Here is a 16,333-nt window from a genome sequence, read left to right on the forward strand (position 1 = left end):
CCTTAACCTCTCCTTTCAGTTTGCTTCCATAGATTTAAAGTTTCTTTTGGGCTCTGCTCAAGAATTCGTGATACGATTGACCTGATCACATCTTTGTATGGTCCTGAAATCCCCTTAAGTTTTACCGTACTGGAGAATTGATTATTGATTTTTCTTGTTAAGTCACGCTCGTCCGGATAGTAAGTCAAAGTATCCTCCCAATGGATAGGGTGTCTTTCTAAGAGATCATTAAGATGGGACTCGTTATGAGTACCATTGACCTCAAATAATACTTTAGTAAAAGGGTAGAGCTCAGAAATCATCTTTTCTTGGAAGTATGATTGAAGGAGCTTTGCATTACTCTGCATAACCGGATTCTCAAATGAAGAGACCAAGTAGTACATGTCGGCTAACGGCCAATTTCTCAGGGCCTCTTCATTTTCTGCATCTATTAGTACGATATCGTACTCACCTTTTTTGAGATGCACTTCCAAATCACTGTATCTTTTTAATCCTTCAGCAACATCAAAGTGATCATACTCCTGAAGAGTAGTATTCATCTCCACTTTCGGATAGGCATGCATATATCTACTAGTTAATGTGCAGTCAGCTATCAAAACTCTCTTCACTTGTGATACTAGCTTGGCAATGTAAAACAACAGATCAGTTTTATCGTAATTTCCTACAAAGAGAATATGCTTCTTCATAACTGCCTCCTACTCTGTTACCGTAGCATCAACTGGGACACTCACATTGTTATCTGTGAAAACAGCTTCTGAGTTTTGGGGAGTTTGCTGCTGATCGAGCAATGAATTCCCCGTAACTGTTGAGGTATCAGCTGCCTCTTCAGTTTCCTTCTTGGTTCCGTTCTTGCCGTTACTATAATCCTGTCTTTGCTTTTCAGTCATAGATTGCAAATCACTTTCAAGCTTCTGACGGTATCTTCGTTCTAGCTCCGTTGTTGCAACATCTATAATATTGGGATCAGAATCGATCAAATCTAAGACCTTTTCATTAGCAGGGTACGTAATAGCAGCCTCATTTTGCATGTGTGGATCTACATAGGTTAATGCGTAAATTGTGGCATCATTGATATAAGCGTCCACAATGGCACTAGACATTGTTAAGATTTCTTGCTCGTCCATCTCATACCAAATGGTTCCATTGGCTAAGTCTTTAACTTTTTTCTTAGATAGTACTATGTAGTCTTGGCCTGTTGGAAACTTAACGCGGACATCGACAAATTCATCCTTCTCCAGCTTGCTTGGAAGCTCGATAAGGCGAAACTCTTGGTTTCTCAGATCATCAGGTGTTATTCCATCTTCATAAAGCATCGAGTCGGTGATAGGTGTATTCTTTTTCAAATTAATCTTTGTGTACTTTCCTACAATATCATTAGCATGCATAACGTTTTCTGGTACTGCTCTTTTCGGAACATTTATGGTTACAAGGTCCGATTCATGTAGAATATCACCAGCCTCGTAATCGTCTGCAGCTACCTCAACGGCTATTGTTTCTTCTTCTAACTGCATTTGTGCAAAGTCACGTTGCTCCTCAAGAATGTTTCTTTCAGTTTCGTTTTTACCCTCGATGTGTTTGAAATAGAAGTAGCCGATTGTAACACAAATCAGTAGTACAACAATTCCGCCGATGGAGCCGGCTAAAATCAATTGTTTTTGGCGAAATCTTATTTTTGACATGAACTTTCTCCCTTCATCTCATAACTGCCGTTCAAAATTAGTCCTGAAAGAATGTCTGCATCTTCTTTTTAAGTAGTGAGAGTCGTTGATGTTGGTGCAGCTTCAATATTTCCTCTAATGTTGAGTTAACTACCTTATCCTTCTGATATGGATCTGTTTGAAACGGCAAAGAATGTATTTTTCTCTTTGGTAATTTTTTTCTTATATCATCAACCGTCTGTTTTGAAGCCATAGGAACGCACAATTTCCACCTGCTTTGATCAAGGTCAATTTGTTCCTCAAAGAAGTTCATAATGTCTTTCTGTTTCCATTCACTTCCTGACCCAACGACGATGGATATATTTGCTCGTAAAAATTCTTCATAGCAATAACTTTCTTGATAGGCTCCCATATCAATAATGATGAAAGCATAATTTCCTGAATGATAATGATAAAGTTTAAGATCCTTGACGGACTTAGCATATCTAACTCCGTCAATTGTAAATGTTGGATTTTTGAGTATTGTTGGATTATCTATACCTTCATAGGCAGCTTCAATTTCTACAAAATCGTTTGAATCGTTTGCTTCTATTAAAAGAACAGGATAATTTTCACTCGCTAGATAGTTAGCTAGCATAATGGCAGTATGAGTACAACCGACACCACTTTTTACACCAGTTACTGCAATTACAGCTGTTCCAACAAACCTTTCTTTTTTACGCTTAGCATTTTTTTGTAGTACAGGAGCAAAATCAAGTTCCTCTGTACGAATAACATCTAGATTTTTTTGCTTTTTTCCTTCGATAATCGCCTTTTTCTTCTCATCTATCTTTTCAAATAACTTGGCACTTGTTTCAGAGATTTGACGACTAAATTCTCTTGCAGATTCACTAAATCGGGAAACTGGTTGATTGTCTAAAGAAGTATTCTCAAGAGATCCATCTTCCTTCTCAGTTGTTTCATCAGAGATTATTTCAACTTCAGTAGTGAATGTCTCTTCCTGGTATTCTTCCTTGCCTTCATCAAGTTTCTCACCAAAGCAATTCTCCTGAGGGTTCTTTAGTACAGGAACTCGAACGCTATGTCCTAAGGCTTCAAGGATTCTTACTTCAACAATTCCGGGTTCAAGATCCATATAATTAAGGCAAGTAATACCTTCATCCATTAAGCTTGAAATCAATTCATCATCTTCTCGATGGTAAATCAGCATAATTGTTGAACCAGGACGCTCAATTCGTATCTTCGCAACGAGTCGCTTAAATGCATCGTCAGACCGTATAACATTCTCCATGAAGACAACAATATTTGATTCAATTGACTCCCACTGAGGAACAAAGAAATCTAAAGAATCAATTGTTCTGACTATTCTCCCAATATCACTAAGCTCATCAGCAAACCATTCTGCTTCATCCCTATCCGGGGTAGCTAAGAATATTCGATTCATTTACAACCCTCTATATTCCTGTATATATATCAATATATTAATATACAAACATAAAATGAAAGCTTGTTAGCTAAGATTATAGTATTGCTTCTCCTCATTCTGAAATATGAAAAAGCTTGTTTTGAGATTTTTCTGATGGTTGTACAGATCATTATCAGTTAGAAACCAAACATAATCTGAAATACCTTCTTGCATGATAAGCTTTTGTGCTAAAGTGGCCTTCTCTTCAGTAGAGAGAAGTAAGATGAGTATGCCACCACCTTCAGTACTTTTAAGAAAGTTTTTGTAGAACTGAGCTTGATATCTTAAGGTTTTCAACCATTTCTCGTCTTCGCGATGAACAACCAAGTAGAATGAAAGCATTTTCCCCTTTGGAGTTCGAAGTATATAACGAGCCATGGGTATTTGTTGTTCTTCTTCAATTTTTAAAGTAGGATGAAATTCAAAGTGTGTCATTTTGAAGTTCTCTCGAAGTTGAATATACAACTCGTTAGTCACTGAATATTTCATTCGATATAGCATGGTCATAGGCCGTGTAGCCCTCGGATCTCTATTACCTAACACTAAGCCGTATCGATATTTCAATACATCAGCACCGCTAGCACCTAACTCATAAAAACTCTGACGATTCTCACTCGGACTTGAATAAGTTTTCCATTGAATGCGCCGAATCATTCCATATTTCAACAGCTTACGAACTCTCTTTTTAACTGTTTCCTCTCTCTCTGCTTCAGGAAAGAAAATTCTTTGTAATTGAGATAGCGTAATCCAGCGGTGTACAAAAAGAAATCTTACAATTTCAATATCCCTGTCTGTGATCCAACCATTTTTTATTTTTTCTTCGATGTAATAAAACTCATGTCTTGTTAGCTGATCCATCCCTGTAACGTACGCATATGGATCATCCCAAATCGGTTTTGGTTGGAGTGTCGGTTCTTCCGCTGAATCTAACAACGGAGACACTTGAAATTCCATATTACACTCCCCTTAATAAATTTCATGAGGAAATTTGCAAATTCTTGATTTAATACGCCTTCTCTCCACATCAATGTTTCTTATTTTCACACTCACTCGTTTTCCAATAAGTGAACCATGAGAGGGAAGCTTTGGTGGAAACCAAGCAAGAGTCTCAACGCCAGGTGTCAGCTTAACGAAAACCCCAACATTTTCAACGACACTAGTTATTTCCCCGGGATAAAAATTGCCCACACCAAAATTCTCTCGGACACGATTCCATGGGTCTTCTAACAACTCTTTACGGGATACTCGTACTTGCTGTTTCTCCCTATCAATTTTCTTGATTTTAACAGTAAGCGTAGTACCGAGTGGTACAAGGTTCTTAGCTGAATGTGTCCAATCATATTCATAATCTTGAATGGCTAGCACACATGAAACCCCTTTTACTAAAACATACAAACGTTCCTCTTCCCATCCGGAAACTGTTCCTGTAACAACATGTCCTTCTTCAGCAGTCTCCCAAAATTCCTCCTGAAGTTCATCAATTGCTTGCACACGAGAAAGCAAGACAATTCCCTTTTCTTCATCAAAGACCTGAAATTGTTCAGGGTCTAGCCCCATTTTCTGTACATCCAAAACCATAAAATCAATTCGATGATCAATAAAACCTACAAGAGAACGGAATTTATGTTTATCAAATTGATCCTCATAAATTAACCCTTTAAGACCATTATTTAAATGAACAAGCACGCACTCCATTTTCTTGCCATGAGGTTCGTGTACCTCTACACCGCTCACTAAACCTTGGTGAATTTGTTTTCGACGTAAAGACGTCCTGTATTCCTGCATTGGATTTGATGAAAGTGATTGAAAACTCACGCTGATTCCTCCTTAACTTTTATGTAAAGTGCGTATTTACGATCTGTCACGAAACGAAAACCAACCAGTTCCAAATCCCTACGTTTTCGATCAATTACTCTAATCGCTTTTCTTTTGAACATCTTATTAATAAATTCCTCTCCAAGCTCCGAGGACCATATTACTTTGTAATACCCTTTTGTTGGTAAATGTCCGGCTAAGTCAATGCTTATCTGAAGAGCTGAGTCACTAGCATTAATGTCATTATCTTTTTCGTTTAATTCTAAATCTTGTGTAGCTGTTAAAATCATTTTGTTTTTACTAGACCATTCAATGAGTAAACTTGGATTTATTCTCTTTATAGCTGTAACGAATGCGTATATAGGCACATACTCGTTCATGAAGAGACAGTTGTTATAAAAGTTCTCAAGCCTATCCACATTACAATCAGGATGGGTTAGCACAAACTCCAGTTCTTCAAGTAGATGTTTATCAATCAAACTATTACTCCTCTCTAAATTTTCTCCTTTCCATGTATTATAATCAATTAGTTAGTTTATATATATATTAATATACAACTATAATTGAAAAAAATGAAGGGTTATTATTTAACCCTTTTAAGTTGACCTCTTTTTATTGTTTTTGGCAGCAGCTCTGTTGTATCCAACTGCCTTATTTCTAAGTAAGGATTACCAAACCGATCGGTAGTTCTCTCGATATAATATTCTTGATCCTCAAACAGTATATACGACTCATCATCGTAGTACTCTCCCTTTCGAATCTCATCTATAGCAAATTTAAGTATCTCCTTCGAATGTAGAATACTTGCTGATATCTTAATTTCAGGATGATTGTATACACTTTCAGTTCCAGTCGTCATCAATTTGTATGGTTGTTGAGTCAAAGGATTGTTCATAGTAACAATATTAACTTCATCATCATGAGATATTTTTATTTTTGCAAGATTATCTTGTGGAATCATTTCAAAACTTAACAACGAACCATTAAAATACCAAGCATGGTTTATGTCAAAATCGAGGGTGTAAATCTTATCCAAGATACCATGAAACAATTCCTCATAATTATTTATTGATTCTTCTATATATAGATCTGGGTAACCATAATGTTGGAGTCCGTATGTTCTAACATACTTGATGTTGCCATCTAAGTCAGTCGTCACAACTGGTTTTATTGAAGGATCAAAAAATTGATGCATATACATCGCATCCCTTCTCAAAAGTTTCCGATATAGATTATTATATTACTCTTTTTCAATTCAACAAAATTTTTTACCCTCCCCCTGTAATTTTTCCTGCAAGTTGGGTAAAATGTACTAGAAAGTAATTAATGAAAACATATTTTAATGCTTTTGAATATGAGTTTTTATGATATATATACGCTAATCGATATATGTTATTTACTTATATTGTGTGTTAATATATATGATAGTAACCTGAAAGGCTCGGTGAAATAATAATGACCTTTTCTTTTGATTTATCGTCAGAGTTAAGAGATTACTTAGAAAAAATGATTACAAATCTGCCAAACGCTCCAAAACTCGTTATGCAATCCCTATCAAAAAAGGATTATAACAAGGAAGATTTATCCCTAGAAAGCAGAGTACGTCGTGGTGAACTTAATTACGCAGTTATTTGGATTGAAGCTCTCGGCTTTGTTCAATATAATACGAGTGGTCGCCAAAAACTCTACAGTCTCACACCACTTGGTATCAAAGTTTATGAAGAATTTAATGAATTGTTCCATACTTTGAATGAAGAATAAAAAGAGTAGCATGACGGATTACTCCGTCGCGCTACTCTTTTTTTCCTTTCTGGAAATTTGTGCATCGTTCTTGATTTGCTGTGCTAACTTAAGTGCCTTATCATCTATACTTGCCGGTTTGAAGGTTACCCCACTAGGAGATACAACACTCTCATTTACCTTCGGCTTCGATTTATCATCATCAATACTTCGAGCCAATGGTTCTGGGTCATCCCAAATCGGATTTCGGATTATCTCTGGCTCAGTGTCTTCAGTATGGAGTTCAGCCTCAACTTTAGTGGAATGAAGTTCTTTACTAAGTTGTGCGTTCTTTTTTATTCTTTCCAGTTGATCAATACTATTATCTTTTCTTTTCCCTCCTACATCCCCCCTATTTGGAGATTCCGTATTTAATATCTCCTGGTCTTCAATAATCTCATCATCTTTTAAAATTTCTTTAAGGGGAGTGAACAGGATCTTCGGCAGCGGATAGATAAGCCCTATTACCGGATCCAGTCTAACATTATTATGTACTCCTCTGAATAGACATTCCGCGGGATCCCCAGTTTCAGGATTGTATCCTTTCAGACTAAGTATTTCTTTTGGCATCACAGTATACCTTTTTTCTTCTTTTATCTGAGTTTTGAAACCAGTGGCAGACATTTCATCAGTCCCACTACTTTGTCCAATTTTGTATTCTTCACCTATCATTTCTGAATAGTACTTAGCATCATTAGGATCCAAACCAGCCATTATGAATTTATGAACAGCATTTTGTTTTACCATAGCTCCTAATCTTTTACTCACATCGTCTAATTGTTCATTCCCTTGATGAATCACATTAACAAACACTTCGAATTCTCTGGCCATTTCCATAAATGTTGAGAATTCTTCATCCGCAAACATTTCCACTTCATCGATAGTTAATTGATGTGGGCGTACATTCCCATCCATATTTCTACGGAATGTGCTCGCCCTTGCAAGGTTCAAAAATAAACGACCAGCAGTGTACGTTAAAGTTTGTAATGTACCGTAAGCTCCATTAAAAAGAATAATTTCGCCATTCTTCATAGCTTCATCAATGCTAAATGTTGATTTACCACAAAACATCTTTTGAATATATTTGTTAGACGTCAATTCAGAAAGGTAATCATACAAGTTAGAGTAAGTTTGCATCGCATGCTCCTGCATTTTAGGTGAACCCGCCATATTTCGTGTATATTCAATCAGCAACGGTACCTGACTTTCTTTTCCAAGAAGTGTAATTTGGTGCATCACTTCAACTCTAAATTCATCATTAATTGGTTGAATCAACTTATCTAACTCATTGTAAGTGGCTTCGTTTCCGTAAACTAGTTTTAACGCTTTAACACCTACTCGAAAAAGCTGTGTAGATCGACTTTTAAAATAAATTTGTGCATCTGTTCCAAGATAAGCATGAAACGCTGCTACATTCCTCTCGATCATTGGTTCAATATCTTCACTTTCAGGAACATAAAAAGGATTTAAACAATCAGAGTTCTCAACCAAAGGATCAAGTCTGTAATACTTCCTCCCAATTCGATCCAAGAAATTAGCCATTCGTTTTATCAAACTTCCCTTAGGATCAATAATCGTACTTCCAATGTAGTCATTCAACAAATCCTGAGTAATCAAGTTAGTTGCGAAAAGAGTTTTACCAGCTCCTGTTCCTGCAATGATTTGACCATGCTGTGCTCTATCTGACCGATTAAGCTTCATGAGCTGACTTTGTCTTTCTCTAGTTGGATTCGTGTAAAACAGTTCCAATTCACATAACTCTGAGAAGTATCTTAAATGGCTTAAACAACCTGGTGTATTTATATCTATATCCTCTAATTTAACTAGTCCATCTCTAATAAAAGTAGTATTCTCCTCCCCCTCTCCCTCGCTCTCACTTAAAGTCATTATTGTATTTTTCGACTTACTTTTGTTAGAAGTATTTATTCCCTCAGCTGCCACAGAAAGTTTATTAAAAATTGTAGAATTCGCCCGTATACGCAATGTGTAATATAAAGTCAAGATGATTGTAGATACGAATAAAAGAATTGCAATTACAAATCCAATTTTATTGTCTGTAAAATAAATTATCAGTTGGCCTACTGCTAACACACTAAGTGCATTCAAAAAAGTCTGAATTACAGGCTTTGCATAATGATTTCTATGTAATGCAGGACATGAATATATCGAATGTCCTAAAAAGCAGACTAAAATAATAGGAACTGCTCTAAATACAATCGGATCATCTATTCCGAGTATTACGTCTTGATATTTTGTGACCAACCATAGAAAAATGATAATTAATAAAACTAACAATAAAAAAGCTTGAGAATTCCAGATGGTATTCTTATTTACTGGATCAAGAGAAAATCTTCGAACAGCAATATACACATTCTTAAATATAAATGCCATCATATGACCGATGGCTGAAATTATTCCTCCGATAACCATTCCAATATATTTCAAAAAGCTGCACCTCTCATATTAGTATATTAGTTAATTAATATATTACAATAAAATCCTCTAAAATCTACTCCCTATTGAATATTTCTTACTGAACGAAACGGCAATTGAACATACTTAGACACAAATATACATTTCTCCCATGCACATGGAGCCCCCTCCATCTAACTTAAACGTCTCCCACACTCATGTAGACCCCCTCCCACACCGAAAAAAACCCCTCCAATTATGTGGGAGATCGTCTCCTAGTCCAAAATTATACTCTTACACTTTAACTTGCAACAGTATTTATGGTATATGTATACATCTCTAATATCATTAGTATCTATCTATCTTCTTTGATATATATACCTCTCTTAGTATGTATATATATCTCTCTCAATTGATTGGAGATATATACATGTGCCTTGTTTGCTCTTCCCGATTCAATGGGAGTCGTATATAATTCTATTAAGAGAACCGTATTACATCGGGTAGATACATCTCTCAATCATTTTGGAGAGGGTCTCCAATACGAAGGGAGGGTTATCATGAACGAAACTATGTTTGAAAAGGCCTATACAATTAAGGAATTTAGTGATGCAACAGGGGTTCCGCAAAATACTCTCCGTAACTGGGAGGAAAAATTGGGGGAAGCTTTTGTAGTCCCAAGGGATCCACACGAGAATCGTTACTATACTGAGAGGCATTTAGAATTAATCCGGCTAATTCAGAAATGGCGCGATTCCGAGTACGAGTTGAGCTTTACCCAGATAAAGCAGATGCTTCTCCATATGAATATGGCAGGGCCTAAAAACGAGATGTATTCAGCTCCAAGTGGGGAAGAAGGGGGCTCCAACTCACTTGTATCCCTCTCCCAACAGAATTCACAATCCTTACAGCTACAAGAGGTTCAACAACTTGTAGTTAATATGGAAGAGCGTATGCAGCAGTTTTTTGGTCACCTTGATCAAGTGCTGCAAACACACGCTGAAACTACCCACGCGTTCGTTAGGCAAGAAATTGAGACTCTAAAATCATCTCAATCTAGTAGAGACGAGAACTTAATTCAGAAAATAGAATCAAAATTCCATGACAAAATTCAAGAAGAACACAGAGAGTTTCTATCTAGCATCAATTCAATGAAAGATGAGTTTAGATCTCAGGTTGAGACAACTACAGAAACAAACAAAAGACACTTAGATGTCCTTATGGCAAACACTAAGAGCGAGTTCCAACAACAGTTAGAGGACAATATGAAGAACTGGGCAGTTATCTCCCGAGAAGATTTAGAAAGAGAAGAGAATGCACGTAAGAAAAAGAAAAAAGGATTCTTCGGGTTATTCGGTGGGGGAGAGTAACAAAAAAAGCGCTGCTTTACGCGGCGCTTTTTTTGTTACTCTTTTCAGTAATAAGAAGGGAAGTACACTCAGATTAAATTAACGACGCGTAATGTTACGTAACGCATCGTTATTATTGGATAACAAAAAACCCCCTATAAAGGGGGGAGGGGAGCCTACAGTAAAAAGTCATCATCATCAGATGATTTAGTCTTTTTGCTTGTATCTCCAAATAAATCAAACTCACTATTTACCGGTTCCTTTGATGCAGCCACTTCATTTTTTGTGATTGTTTTGAATGCAGACAAATCCAATGTTGTCTTGTTCTTTCTCTCATTTTTTTTAATTTCTAACTCTTGCTCTTCGCGGTCAATTTCCTCCAACATTTTAACGATTCTATCAGGTAATTGGGAGCATACTACACCAGTATAGAGAATTGCTTTATTGGTTTCATTTTCGCTGTGTTTTCCTCGACTAGTAGTTGTTCCCCAGATATTGTTTTCAATCAATCCGGAATGAGGTTTCTCAGCATTAGCAATAAAGCGGCCAAATCTTTCTTCCAGTGTTCTAAACTCTGAATCAGTTATAATCGGGTTCTTATGCTTAGGATGAATTACTGCAACAAATCCATTTACTGCATCCAGTTCGTAGTCATAGTCATTGGCAGTAGGAGATTCTCTGAAGCTCTTTTCAATGATAGAAGTGAGGCTATTTACTTCAAGAGAGTCATTCTCATGAATATAGCATTTTCCCGACGAATAGTAGCCAGGAGTACTCAGTACATCAAGTAATTCATCTTCGTCAAAAGTCTTGCTAGAAGGGAGTGAAGTCATAAAAGATATCTCTGTGAGCAATGAAGCGAGAGTACTGTTACCATAGTCAGTCCATTCTAGTTTAGTTTCTGTGTTACTAAAAATCCCTTCTGTCATCGTGTATAGCTTTTCATTATCAATGATTGTAACTGATCCACAAGCGTTTTTCTTAATCAATTCATCAATATGTGATAAACCCCATCGAGCGTTCTTTTTGATACCACGTTTTTCCCATGATCCTGGTACTGAGACGATTGCGCCAAATGACGGTTTTCCGTTGAATGGCTTTCTTACTCTGCTTAAGTTACTTAAGATGATAGGAGCAGCTGCATTACCTGTGCCTCCACCCATACCTGCGATAACAAAAACAAAGTCAGCATCTACAACATCGGGATTGCTTAAAAGAGAGAGGACCATCTCACGGTTATCTTTAATAGCAGCTTGGCCACGCTCTATATCCTTGACTGCTCCATTGTAGCCCTCTAATTTGATAATATTCTGGACAACTTTGAGGTCCGAAAGGTCTGATTCAGAGGTGTTTAGAGCGTAAACTGTATGTCCTAACCGGGCTAGTTCGTCACCTTGACGTCCACCGAATTGTCCGCAAGCTATAAAACAAAACTTAAGTTTTTTCTGGTTACCATCAGTCCGACGCATAAAGCCCTCAAGTGTGATAAATCCAAGATTCATTTCCATTAGTTTTACCTCCTATTATTGTTTAAGCCTTACTATCACGTAAGTAAAGAGCTAATTGTTTTCCTCTTATTTCGTCTGGAATATACTTCTTCTGTCTCCGATCGAGTGGGGAGGGGTCTACATTAACAAAACCATTGGTCTCTAATAGAAGAAGAGCCTTCTCTACTAAATAACGATCCCCAATTTTACTAACCAGAAGTGTCCAGGTAACTCCTCCTTCAGAACGGTGATTCCAAATCTCAGCAAATACGCTGATCATTTCTTGTGGAATCCTACGAGCTATAAAGTCTAATACTTCTGGAGGGTATTCAACGTGACCATTCAATCTCAATCACTCCCTTTCACATAAGATATTACGATTTGAAATAAACTAAAACTCACGACGCCTTACGACGCACTAAATATGATTTAACAAAATTAATTAACGTTACTTAACGCAGCGTCATTTATGTAATTTGACACTTTAGCCTTAGAATCCTGCATATTATCTACAATTTTAATAATTTAAAATCCAGAATTTCACGTTGCGTAACGTGTCGTTATTATTATTCCGTAGGATATTGTTTCCTGTCAAGTTCTTGGAGCCTTAATTTCATTTTTTTTAGTGCTTCTATGATTAGTTGGAACTAAATCCAGTTCAAAATTTTGGTTTTATTAAGTTCAAACGAAGCTTTTTGAGTAGAGTAATATATTTAGAAAGTTTGCAATTACGCTGTTGCTTCCTATTAGTAAATTTGGTTACGTTTATCTTTATAGGAATTTGTTCATCCATTGACTCCTTATTTGTCCATTCATTGATCTTTTTATCTATCTGCCTAATTGTTTTTTAATTTCATGATACAAAGCCAATGATTTTGTTATACTTCCTTGTATGGCGTGGGTTCTTAATCATAAAGAATTCCCGACTAATACCCTAAAAGAGGGTGTATCAACCTAAGCCCACTCATGGGTAGCAAAGGAGATGAATGAATTGGCTGACCAAGTGAAGTTTGAACGGATTGATCCAAGTGAAGAGGGAGGCAAAAAACGAAAGAAGGGAGTTAGCGACTACTCCATAGGCGAAGCGATAGATCTCCTAACAGAGAGGGAGTGGCGTCTATTGATAGACCTCTACAAGTGTAGATGTATCCCACAAACAGAAGTCGTAGACACGTACTTTATTGATTCACCAGAAATGCATTATGAGGAGTATGTAACTGCAGGTAAGGTAGAAAAAAACAAACTGGAAGAAAAAAATAGGAACAGAGCAGTCTTGAAAGCACGCCGGACATTTAAGCGGTTAAAGGATCGCGGTCTAGTAGAAAGTACTTCCATCATTCCAGATGCTATTGATTTACCAAGCAAACGAAGGGGGAGAGTTACAGGAGAAACATGGTATTACCTATCTAACAGAGGACTGAGGATAGTTGAGAAACGATTAGAAATACCTGATGATTCTAAGTTGTCTAAAGTTGAAGTAGACATGGAACGAGCGAAAAAAGACCATTATTGGGAACTCGGAAAGATATATCTCGATTTAAGATATCAGTGGATGGCGAGATTTAATGATTTAAGACAATTCATTGATTGGGATTGGTATCCCTCTGAAATAGTGTGGGGAGACAATAGAGTAATAGAGGTACGCCCCGATGCAATATTGCGAATTGGAGAACAGCTCTTTTGTATTGAGTTAGATCGATCTACTGAACCAATTCAGAGATCCCCTTTCTACACGGAACAGGTTTCCATACAAAAGAAGCTGGAACGGTATAGAGATGTTATAAAAGCTTCTACGAATCCAATAATTCGAAATTCAATTATTGCTTTTGTAATTCCCGATGCTGTTTATCGGACAAGGCTTCAAAATATAGGTAATGCTGCCGATAAAGTTTTTGGCAAAAAACATCGAGTGCTGATTGGTCGGAAAATAGAAGATATTCTTATTGCTTATTCCGATCTTGCAGGCACATCCCACTACAATTAGAGCGGGAGACCTTTACAATTTGTGCTGAAACCCACTCTAATTGTTGTATATTAATATATATACTAGTGTGTTATTATATTAGTTAGTTAATTTATATATATGGTATATGAAATTGGGGGTGAGTATTTGAGCAAGAACAAAAAAGTTGTTTTGGTAAGTGTAGGAGTATTACTGCTTCTAATTGCTTCGGTTATTTTTTTTCGGAGCCCCACAAAAGAATCGCAGCCTGAGCCAAGCCCATCAATTGTACATACAGAAGAAAGCCAAGAATCTCATGGTATCTCTTCAGAGGAATACAGCGATTCTCACGACAGAGTGGCTAAGGTAATCGATGACGCAACAAACGCAATAGCGGAACGAGCTCCTGGTTGGTGGGACAAAATCGAATCATGGTGGGATTGGTTCCTCGGGTTTAAAACGCATCATGCCATAATTTTAGCTATAGTTGCATTGTTCATTATTGGTGTCGTCTTCAATCCGAAAAACCGTGATCAGTCTCGAAATCGATAGGGGGTGATAATCTTTGGGACTATTCAGAAAAAGCAAAATAATAGATACAGATGAACCAGTAGCAACTACGGATTCTGTAAAGAAGACAGCTGAGAGGTTGAAGTCTGACAAGGCAATAAAGGAACGAGCTCCAAAATCAAGGACTGGAATGAAATTACTTAGAACGTGCGTTTGGATATTCGTCGGTTTTATCCTCATCAAAGGGTGCATGTCATTTGTTCAAGGTACACGTGTGGTAAACCAGACCATCATTAATGGAGAAACCGCTCCTGTAATTGAAGAAAGAGTTAAAGGATTCGCCGCGGATTTTGCTTCTGAATACTTCACCTGGAGTATGAATAATTTCTCTGAGCGTTCAACACGATTGGCTGCTTTTGTGTCGGGCATTGATTCAGATGCAGGAATAAAATCTCTAGACGTTAAAGGATCAAGTCGTGTCCTGACAACAGAAGTATTTGATGTTAAACAACTAAACGAAAATCAAGTGGAAGTAACAGTGATGGTAAGAAGAGAAGTTGAAATTCCTACTGAACCATCAAGCACAACACCTACGAATAATATTGAGAGTACTGAAAGAGCAGTATCAATAAACAAAGTCTACATGGTTGTACCAGTGACTGTAGCAGAAGAGGGGTTGGTAATCCGGTCGTATCCTCGGTTTGTTACCGAATTACCAAAAGGGGAAGCAACAACTACCTCGATAGGCCCATCAGTCTCCGACACAAATACGCTTGCTTTAGCGAAAGAATTAACCGGCAGCTTCCTTAGTGCTTGGTACGAAGGAAATGCTAGTCAGTTGCGTTATTTCTACTCAATTGCGGATGATGCTCCTAAATCTCTGATCAAATCTTCATTCGTATTTGACCGAGTTGAAAGCCTCAATATGTACCGTATCGAAGATCAAAGTGAAACAATGAGAATTCAAGCGACAGTCATCTTAAAAAGCGACATTGGCGAGTCATTTACTAACGCATGGTCACTCGACGTAACAGAGAAAGATGGCCGATTATATGTTCTTAAATCCTCCCAGGAAACCGAAAAAAATGATCCTGCCGTAGAGGAACAATTGACTGAAGAGCCACAACCGAATGTAGAAGAAACAACTCAGGTGCTGCCTGAGCCCAATAATGCAAATTAATGAAAGGATGTTAACTAAATGAAGATGTTTAAAAAGGATTTAATGATCCGTACTACATTAATGTCAAGTGCTCTTATGCTGATAGCTACTCCTGCTTTTGCAAGTGGTCCAGGAGTAAAGTTAGGTGATTGGCTTGAAACTAATATTGGTGGAGTTGTACCAGGAATCCTGATTGCTATCGGTGTTTATCATCTAATCAAACGCGATTGGATGAAACTAATCAGTTTTGTTGCAATTGCACTTGTAGTAGCTATCCTGATGAACTGGTCTGATGTACAAAAGCTAGCTAAGTACTTCTTTGACCAAATCTTCGGAGGCATCTAAATGAGTGATAGACAATCAGAATCCCCACGAGTAACCGTATCTAATTACTCAAAGATATGGACCTGGGATTGGGTTATTTACGCTTTTGAAGGCAAGAAGTTACCGGTGCCTGCGAATGTTCGAGCTATCGGCACATTCTTCGCTTGTCTAGTATTTTGGTCCATTTTCGGTAAAATATTATTTTTTCTGCCAGATGCTTATATTTATGTAGTCCTCCCATTTGTCTCTGCCTGGTTAATCATGAAACAAAAACTTGATGGGAAAGCACCACATAAATGGCTACTTTCAATGATATTTCACTGGATAAGACCAAAACATCTTCGAAGATATCGACCGATTCAACACAATAAGCGATATACCTACGGCAGCAAAGTGGTTTATCGTACTCACCGGGAGCGTGCTTAATACGCGC

The 16,333-nt window shown here is 37.3% G+C and carries 17 protein-coding genes; 7 read left to right on the top strand and 10 right to left on the bottom strand.

The window, feature by feature from the left end:
* Nucleotides 1-2 precede the first annotated feature (2 nt).
* The 7 genes from ACFQ3J_RS21300 to ACFQ3J_RS21330 form a co-directional block, all read right to left on the bottom strand.
* The gene (locus tag ACFQ3J_RS21300) at nt 3-686 is read right to left on the bottom strand and encodes a hypothetical protein (protein WP_090727253.1); all 684 of its coding nucleotides are present in this window, start codon (nt 684-686) and stop codon (nt 3-5) included.
* A 9-nt stretch (nt 687-695) separates the two neighbouring features.
* Nucleotides 696-1,679, bottom strand: a complete 984-nt coding sequence (locus ACFQ3J_RS21305; RefSeq protein WP_090727254.1) for an SAF domain-containing protein — start codon at nt 1,677-1,679, stop codon at nt 696-698.
* A gap of 37 nt (nt 1,680-1,716) precedes the next feature.
* Entirely contained in the window at nt 1,717-3,102 is a 1,386-nt protein-coding gene (locus ACFQ3J_RS21310; protein WP_090727256.1) for a hypothetical protein, read from the bottom strand.
* A 66-nt stretch (nt 3,103-3,168) separates the two neighbouring features.
* A complete protein-coding gene (locus tag ACFQ3J_RS21315; RefSeq protein ID WP_090727257.1) occupies nt 3,169-4,077 on the bottom strand; it encodes a replication-relaxation family protein in 909 nt (302 codons plus the stop codon).
* A gap of 12 nt (nt 4,078-4,089) precedes the next feature.
* The gene (locus tag ACFQ3J_RS21320; RefSeq protein ID WP_256209921.1) at nt 4,090-4,938 is read right to left on the bottom strand and encodes a 30S ribosomal protein S1; all 849 of its coding nucleotides are present in this window, start codon (nt 4,936-4,938) and stop codon (nt 4,090-4,092) included.
* Nucleotides 4,935-5,417 (bottom strand): hypothetical protein, encoded by a 483-nt coding sequence (locus tag ACFQ3J_RS21325; protein ID WP_090727259.1) that lies wholly within the window; start codon nt 5,415-5,417, stop codon nt 4,935-4,937. Before ACFQ3J_RS21325 ends, ACFQ3J_RS21320 begins: the two co-directional genes overlap by 4 nt.
* A gap of 104 nt (nt 5,418-5,521) precedes the next feature.
* Nucleotides 5,522-6,139, bottom strand: a complete 618-nt coding sequence (locus ACFQ3J_RS21330; protein ID WP_090727260.1) for a hypothetical protein — start codon at nt 6,137-6,139, stop codon at nt 5,522-5,524.
* A 254-nt stretch (nt 6,140-6,393) separates the two neighbouring features.
* Between ACFQ3J_RS21330 and ACFQ3J_RS21335 the strand changes: the two genes are divergently transcribed.
* Nucleotides 6,394-6,699, top strand: a complete 306-nt coding sequence (locus tag ACFQ3J_RS21335; protein WP_090727262.1) for a hypothetical protein — start codon at nt 6,394-6,396, stop codon at nt 6,697-6,699.
* 18 nt (nt 6,700-6,717) lie between these two features.
* Here the strand turns inward: ACFQ3J_RS21335 and ACFQ3J_RS21340 are convergent, their stop codons facing one another.
* Nucleotides 6,718-9,162: a type IV secretory system conjugative DNA transfer family protein gene (locus ACFQ3J_RS21340; protein ID WP_256209922.1), complete on the bottom strand. Its 2,445-nt coding sequence runs from the start codon at nt 9,160-9,162 to the stop codon at nt 6,718-6,720.
* A gap of 527 nt (nt 9,163-9,689) precedes the next feature.
* Here ACFQ3J_RS21340 and ACFQ3J_RS21345 point away from each other — a divergent pair.
* Nucleotides 9,690-10,499 carry a helix-turn-helix domain-containing protein gene (locus ACFQ3J_RS21345; RefSeq protein ID WP_177178831.1) on the top strand — a complete coding sequence of 270 codons (810 nt, stop codon included), beginning with the start codon at nt 9,690-9,692 and terminating at the stop codon, nt 10,497-10,499.
* A 155-nt stretch (nt 10,500-10,654) separates the two neighbouring features.
* Here ACFQ3J_RS21345 and ACFQ3J_RS21350 read toward each other — a convergent pair whose 3' ends face one another.
* Together ACFQ3J_RS21350 and ACFQ3J_RS21355 are read right to left on the bottom strand one after the other, a co-directional pair.
* Complete coding sequence (locus tag ACFQ3J_RS21350; RefSeq protein WP_090727265.1) at nt 10,655-11,986, bottom strand: hypothetical protein; 1,332 nt, start codon at nt 11,984-11,986, stop codon at nt 10,655-10,657.
* 22 nt (nt 11,987-12,008) lie between these two features.
* The gene (locus tag ACFQ3J_RS21355; RefSeq protein WP_090727267.1) at nt 12,009-12,311 is read right to left on the bottom strand and encodes a hypothetical protein; all 303 of its coding nucleotides are present in this window, start codon (nt 12,309-12,311) and stop codon (nt 12,009-12,011) included.
* A gap of 645 nt (nt 12,312-12,956) precedes the next feature.
* Between ACFQ3J_RS21355 and ACFQ3J_RS21360 the strand changes: the two genes are divergently transcribed.
* The 5 genes from ACFQ3J_RS21360 (at nt 12,957) to ACFQ3J_RS21380 (ending at nt 16,326) form a co-directional block, all read left to right on the top strand.
* Nucleotides 12,957-13,949, top strand: a complete 993-nt coding sequence (locus ACFQ3J_RS21360) for a replication-relaxation family protein (protein WP_090727268.1) — start codon at nt 12,957-12,959, stop codon at nt 13,947-13,949.
* Nucleotides 13,950-14,075: 126 nt separating this feature from the next.
* Complete coding sequence (locus ACFQ3J_RS21365) at nt 14,076-14,459, top strand: hypothetical protein (protein ID WP_090727269.1); 384 nt, start codon at nt 14,076-14,078, stop codon at nt 14,457-14,459.
* 13 nt (nt 14,460-14,472) lie between these two features.
* Nucleotides 14,473-15,597 (top strand): conjugal transfer protein, encoded by a 1,125-nt coding sequence (locus tag ACFQ3J_RS21370; protein WP_090727271.1) that lies wholly within the window; start codon nt 14,473-14,475, stop codon nt 15,595-15,597.
* Between the two features lie 18 nt (nt 15,598-15,615).
* Nucleotides 15,616-15,921 carry a hypothetical protein gene (locus ACFQ3J_RS21375; RefSeq protein ID WP_251584631.1) on the top strand — a complete coding sequence of 102 codons (306 nt, stop codon included), beginning with the start codon at nt 15,616-15,618 and terminating at the stop codon, nt 15,919-15,921.
* The gene (locus tag ACFQ3J_RS21380; protein ID WP_090727272.1) at nt 15,922-16,326 is read left to right on the top strand and encodes a TcpE family conjugal transfer membrane protein; all 405 of its coding nucleotides are present in this window, start codon (nt 15,922-15,924) and stop codon (nt 16,324-16,326) included.
* Nucleotides 16,327-16,333 lie beyond the last annotated feature (7 nt).

This window comes from Paenibacillus provencensis, from assembly GCF_042678545.1.
GTDB classification, from domain to species: Bacteria; Bacillota; Bacilli; order Paenibacillales; family Paenibacillaceae; genus Paenibacillus; species Paenibacillus provencensis.

Bases quoted from the DNA above. Each gene is read 5' to 3' on its own strand.
- ACFQ3J_RS21300 (WP_090727253.1), bottom strand. From the start codon at position 686: ATGAAGAAGCATATTCTCTTTGTAGGAAATTACGATAAAACTGATCTG.
- ACFQ3J_RS21305 (WP_090727254.1), bottom strand. From the start codon at position 1,679: ATGTCAAAAATAAGATTTCGCCAAAAACAATTGATTTTAGCCGGCTCC.
- ACFQ3J_RS21310 (WP_090727256.1), bottom strand. From the start codon at position 3,102: ATGAATCGAATATTCTTAGCTACCCCGGATAGGGATGAAGCAGAATGG.
- ACFQ3J_RS21315 (WP_090727257.1), bottom strand. From the start codon at position 4,077: ATGGAATTTCAAGTGTCTCCGTTGTTAGATTCAGCGGAAGAACCGACA.
- ACFQ3J_RS21330 (WP_090727260.1), bottom strand. From the start codon at position 6,139: ATGTATATGCATCAATTTTTTGATCCTTCAATAAAACCAGTTGTGACG.
- ACFQ3J_RS21335 (WP_090727262.1), top strand. From the start codon at position 6,394: ATGACCTTTTCTTTTGATTTATCGTCAGAGTTAAGAGATTACTTAGAA.
- ACFQ3J_RS21345 (WP_177178831.1), top strand. From the start codon at position 9,690: ATGAACGAAACTATGTTTGAAAAGGCCTATACAATTAAGGAATTTAGT.
- ACFQ3J_RS21350 (WP_090727265.1), bottom strand. From the start codon at position 11,986: ATGGAAATGAATCTTGGATTTATCACACTTGAGGGCTTTATGCGTCGG.
- ACFQ3J_RS21375 (WP_251584631.1), top strand. From the start codon at position 15,616: ATGAAGATGTTTAAAAAGGATTTAATGATCCGTACTACATTAATGTCA.
- ACFQ3J_RS21380 (WP_090727272.1), top strand. From the start codon at position 15,922: ATGAGTGATAGACAATCAGAATCCCCACGAGTAACCGTATCTAATTAC.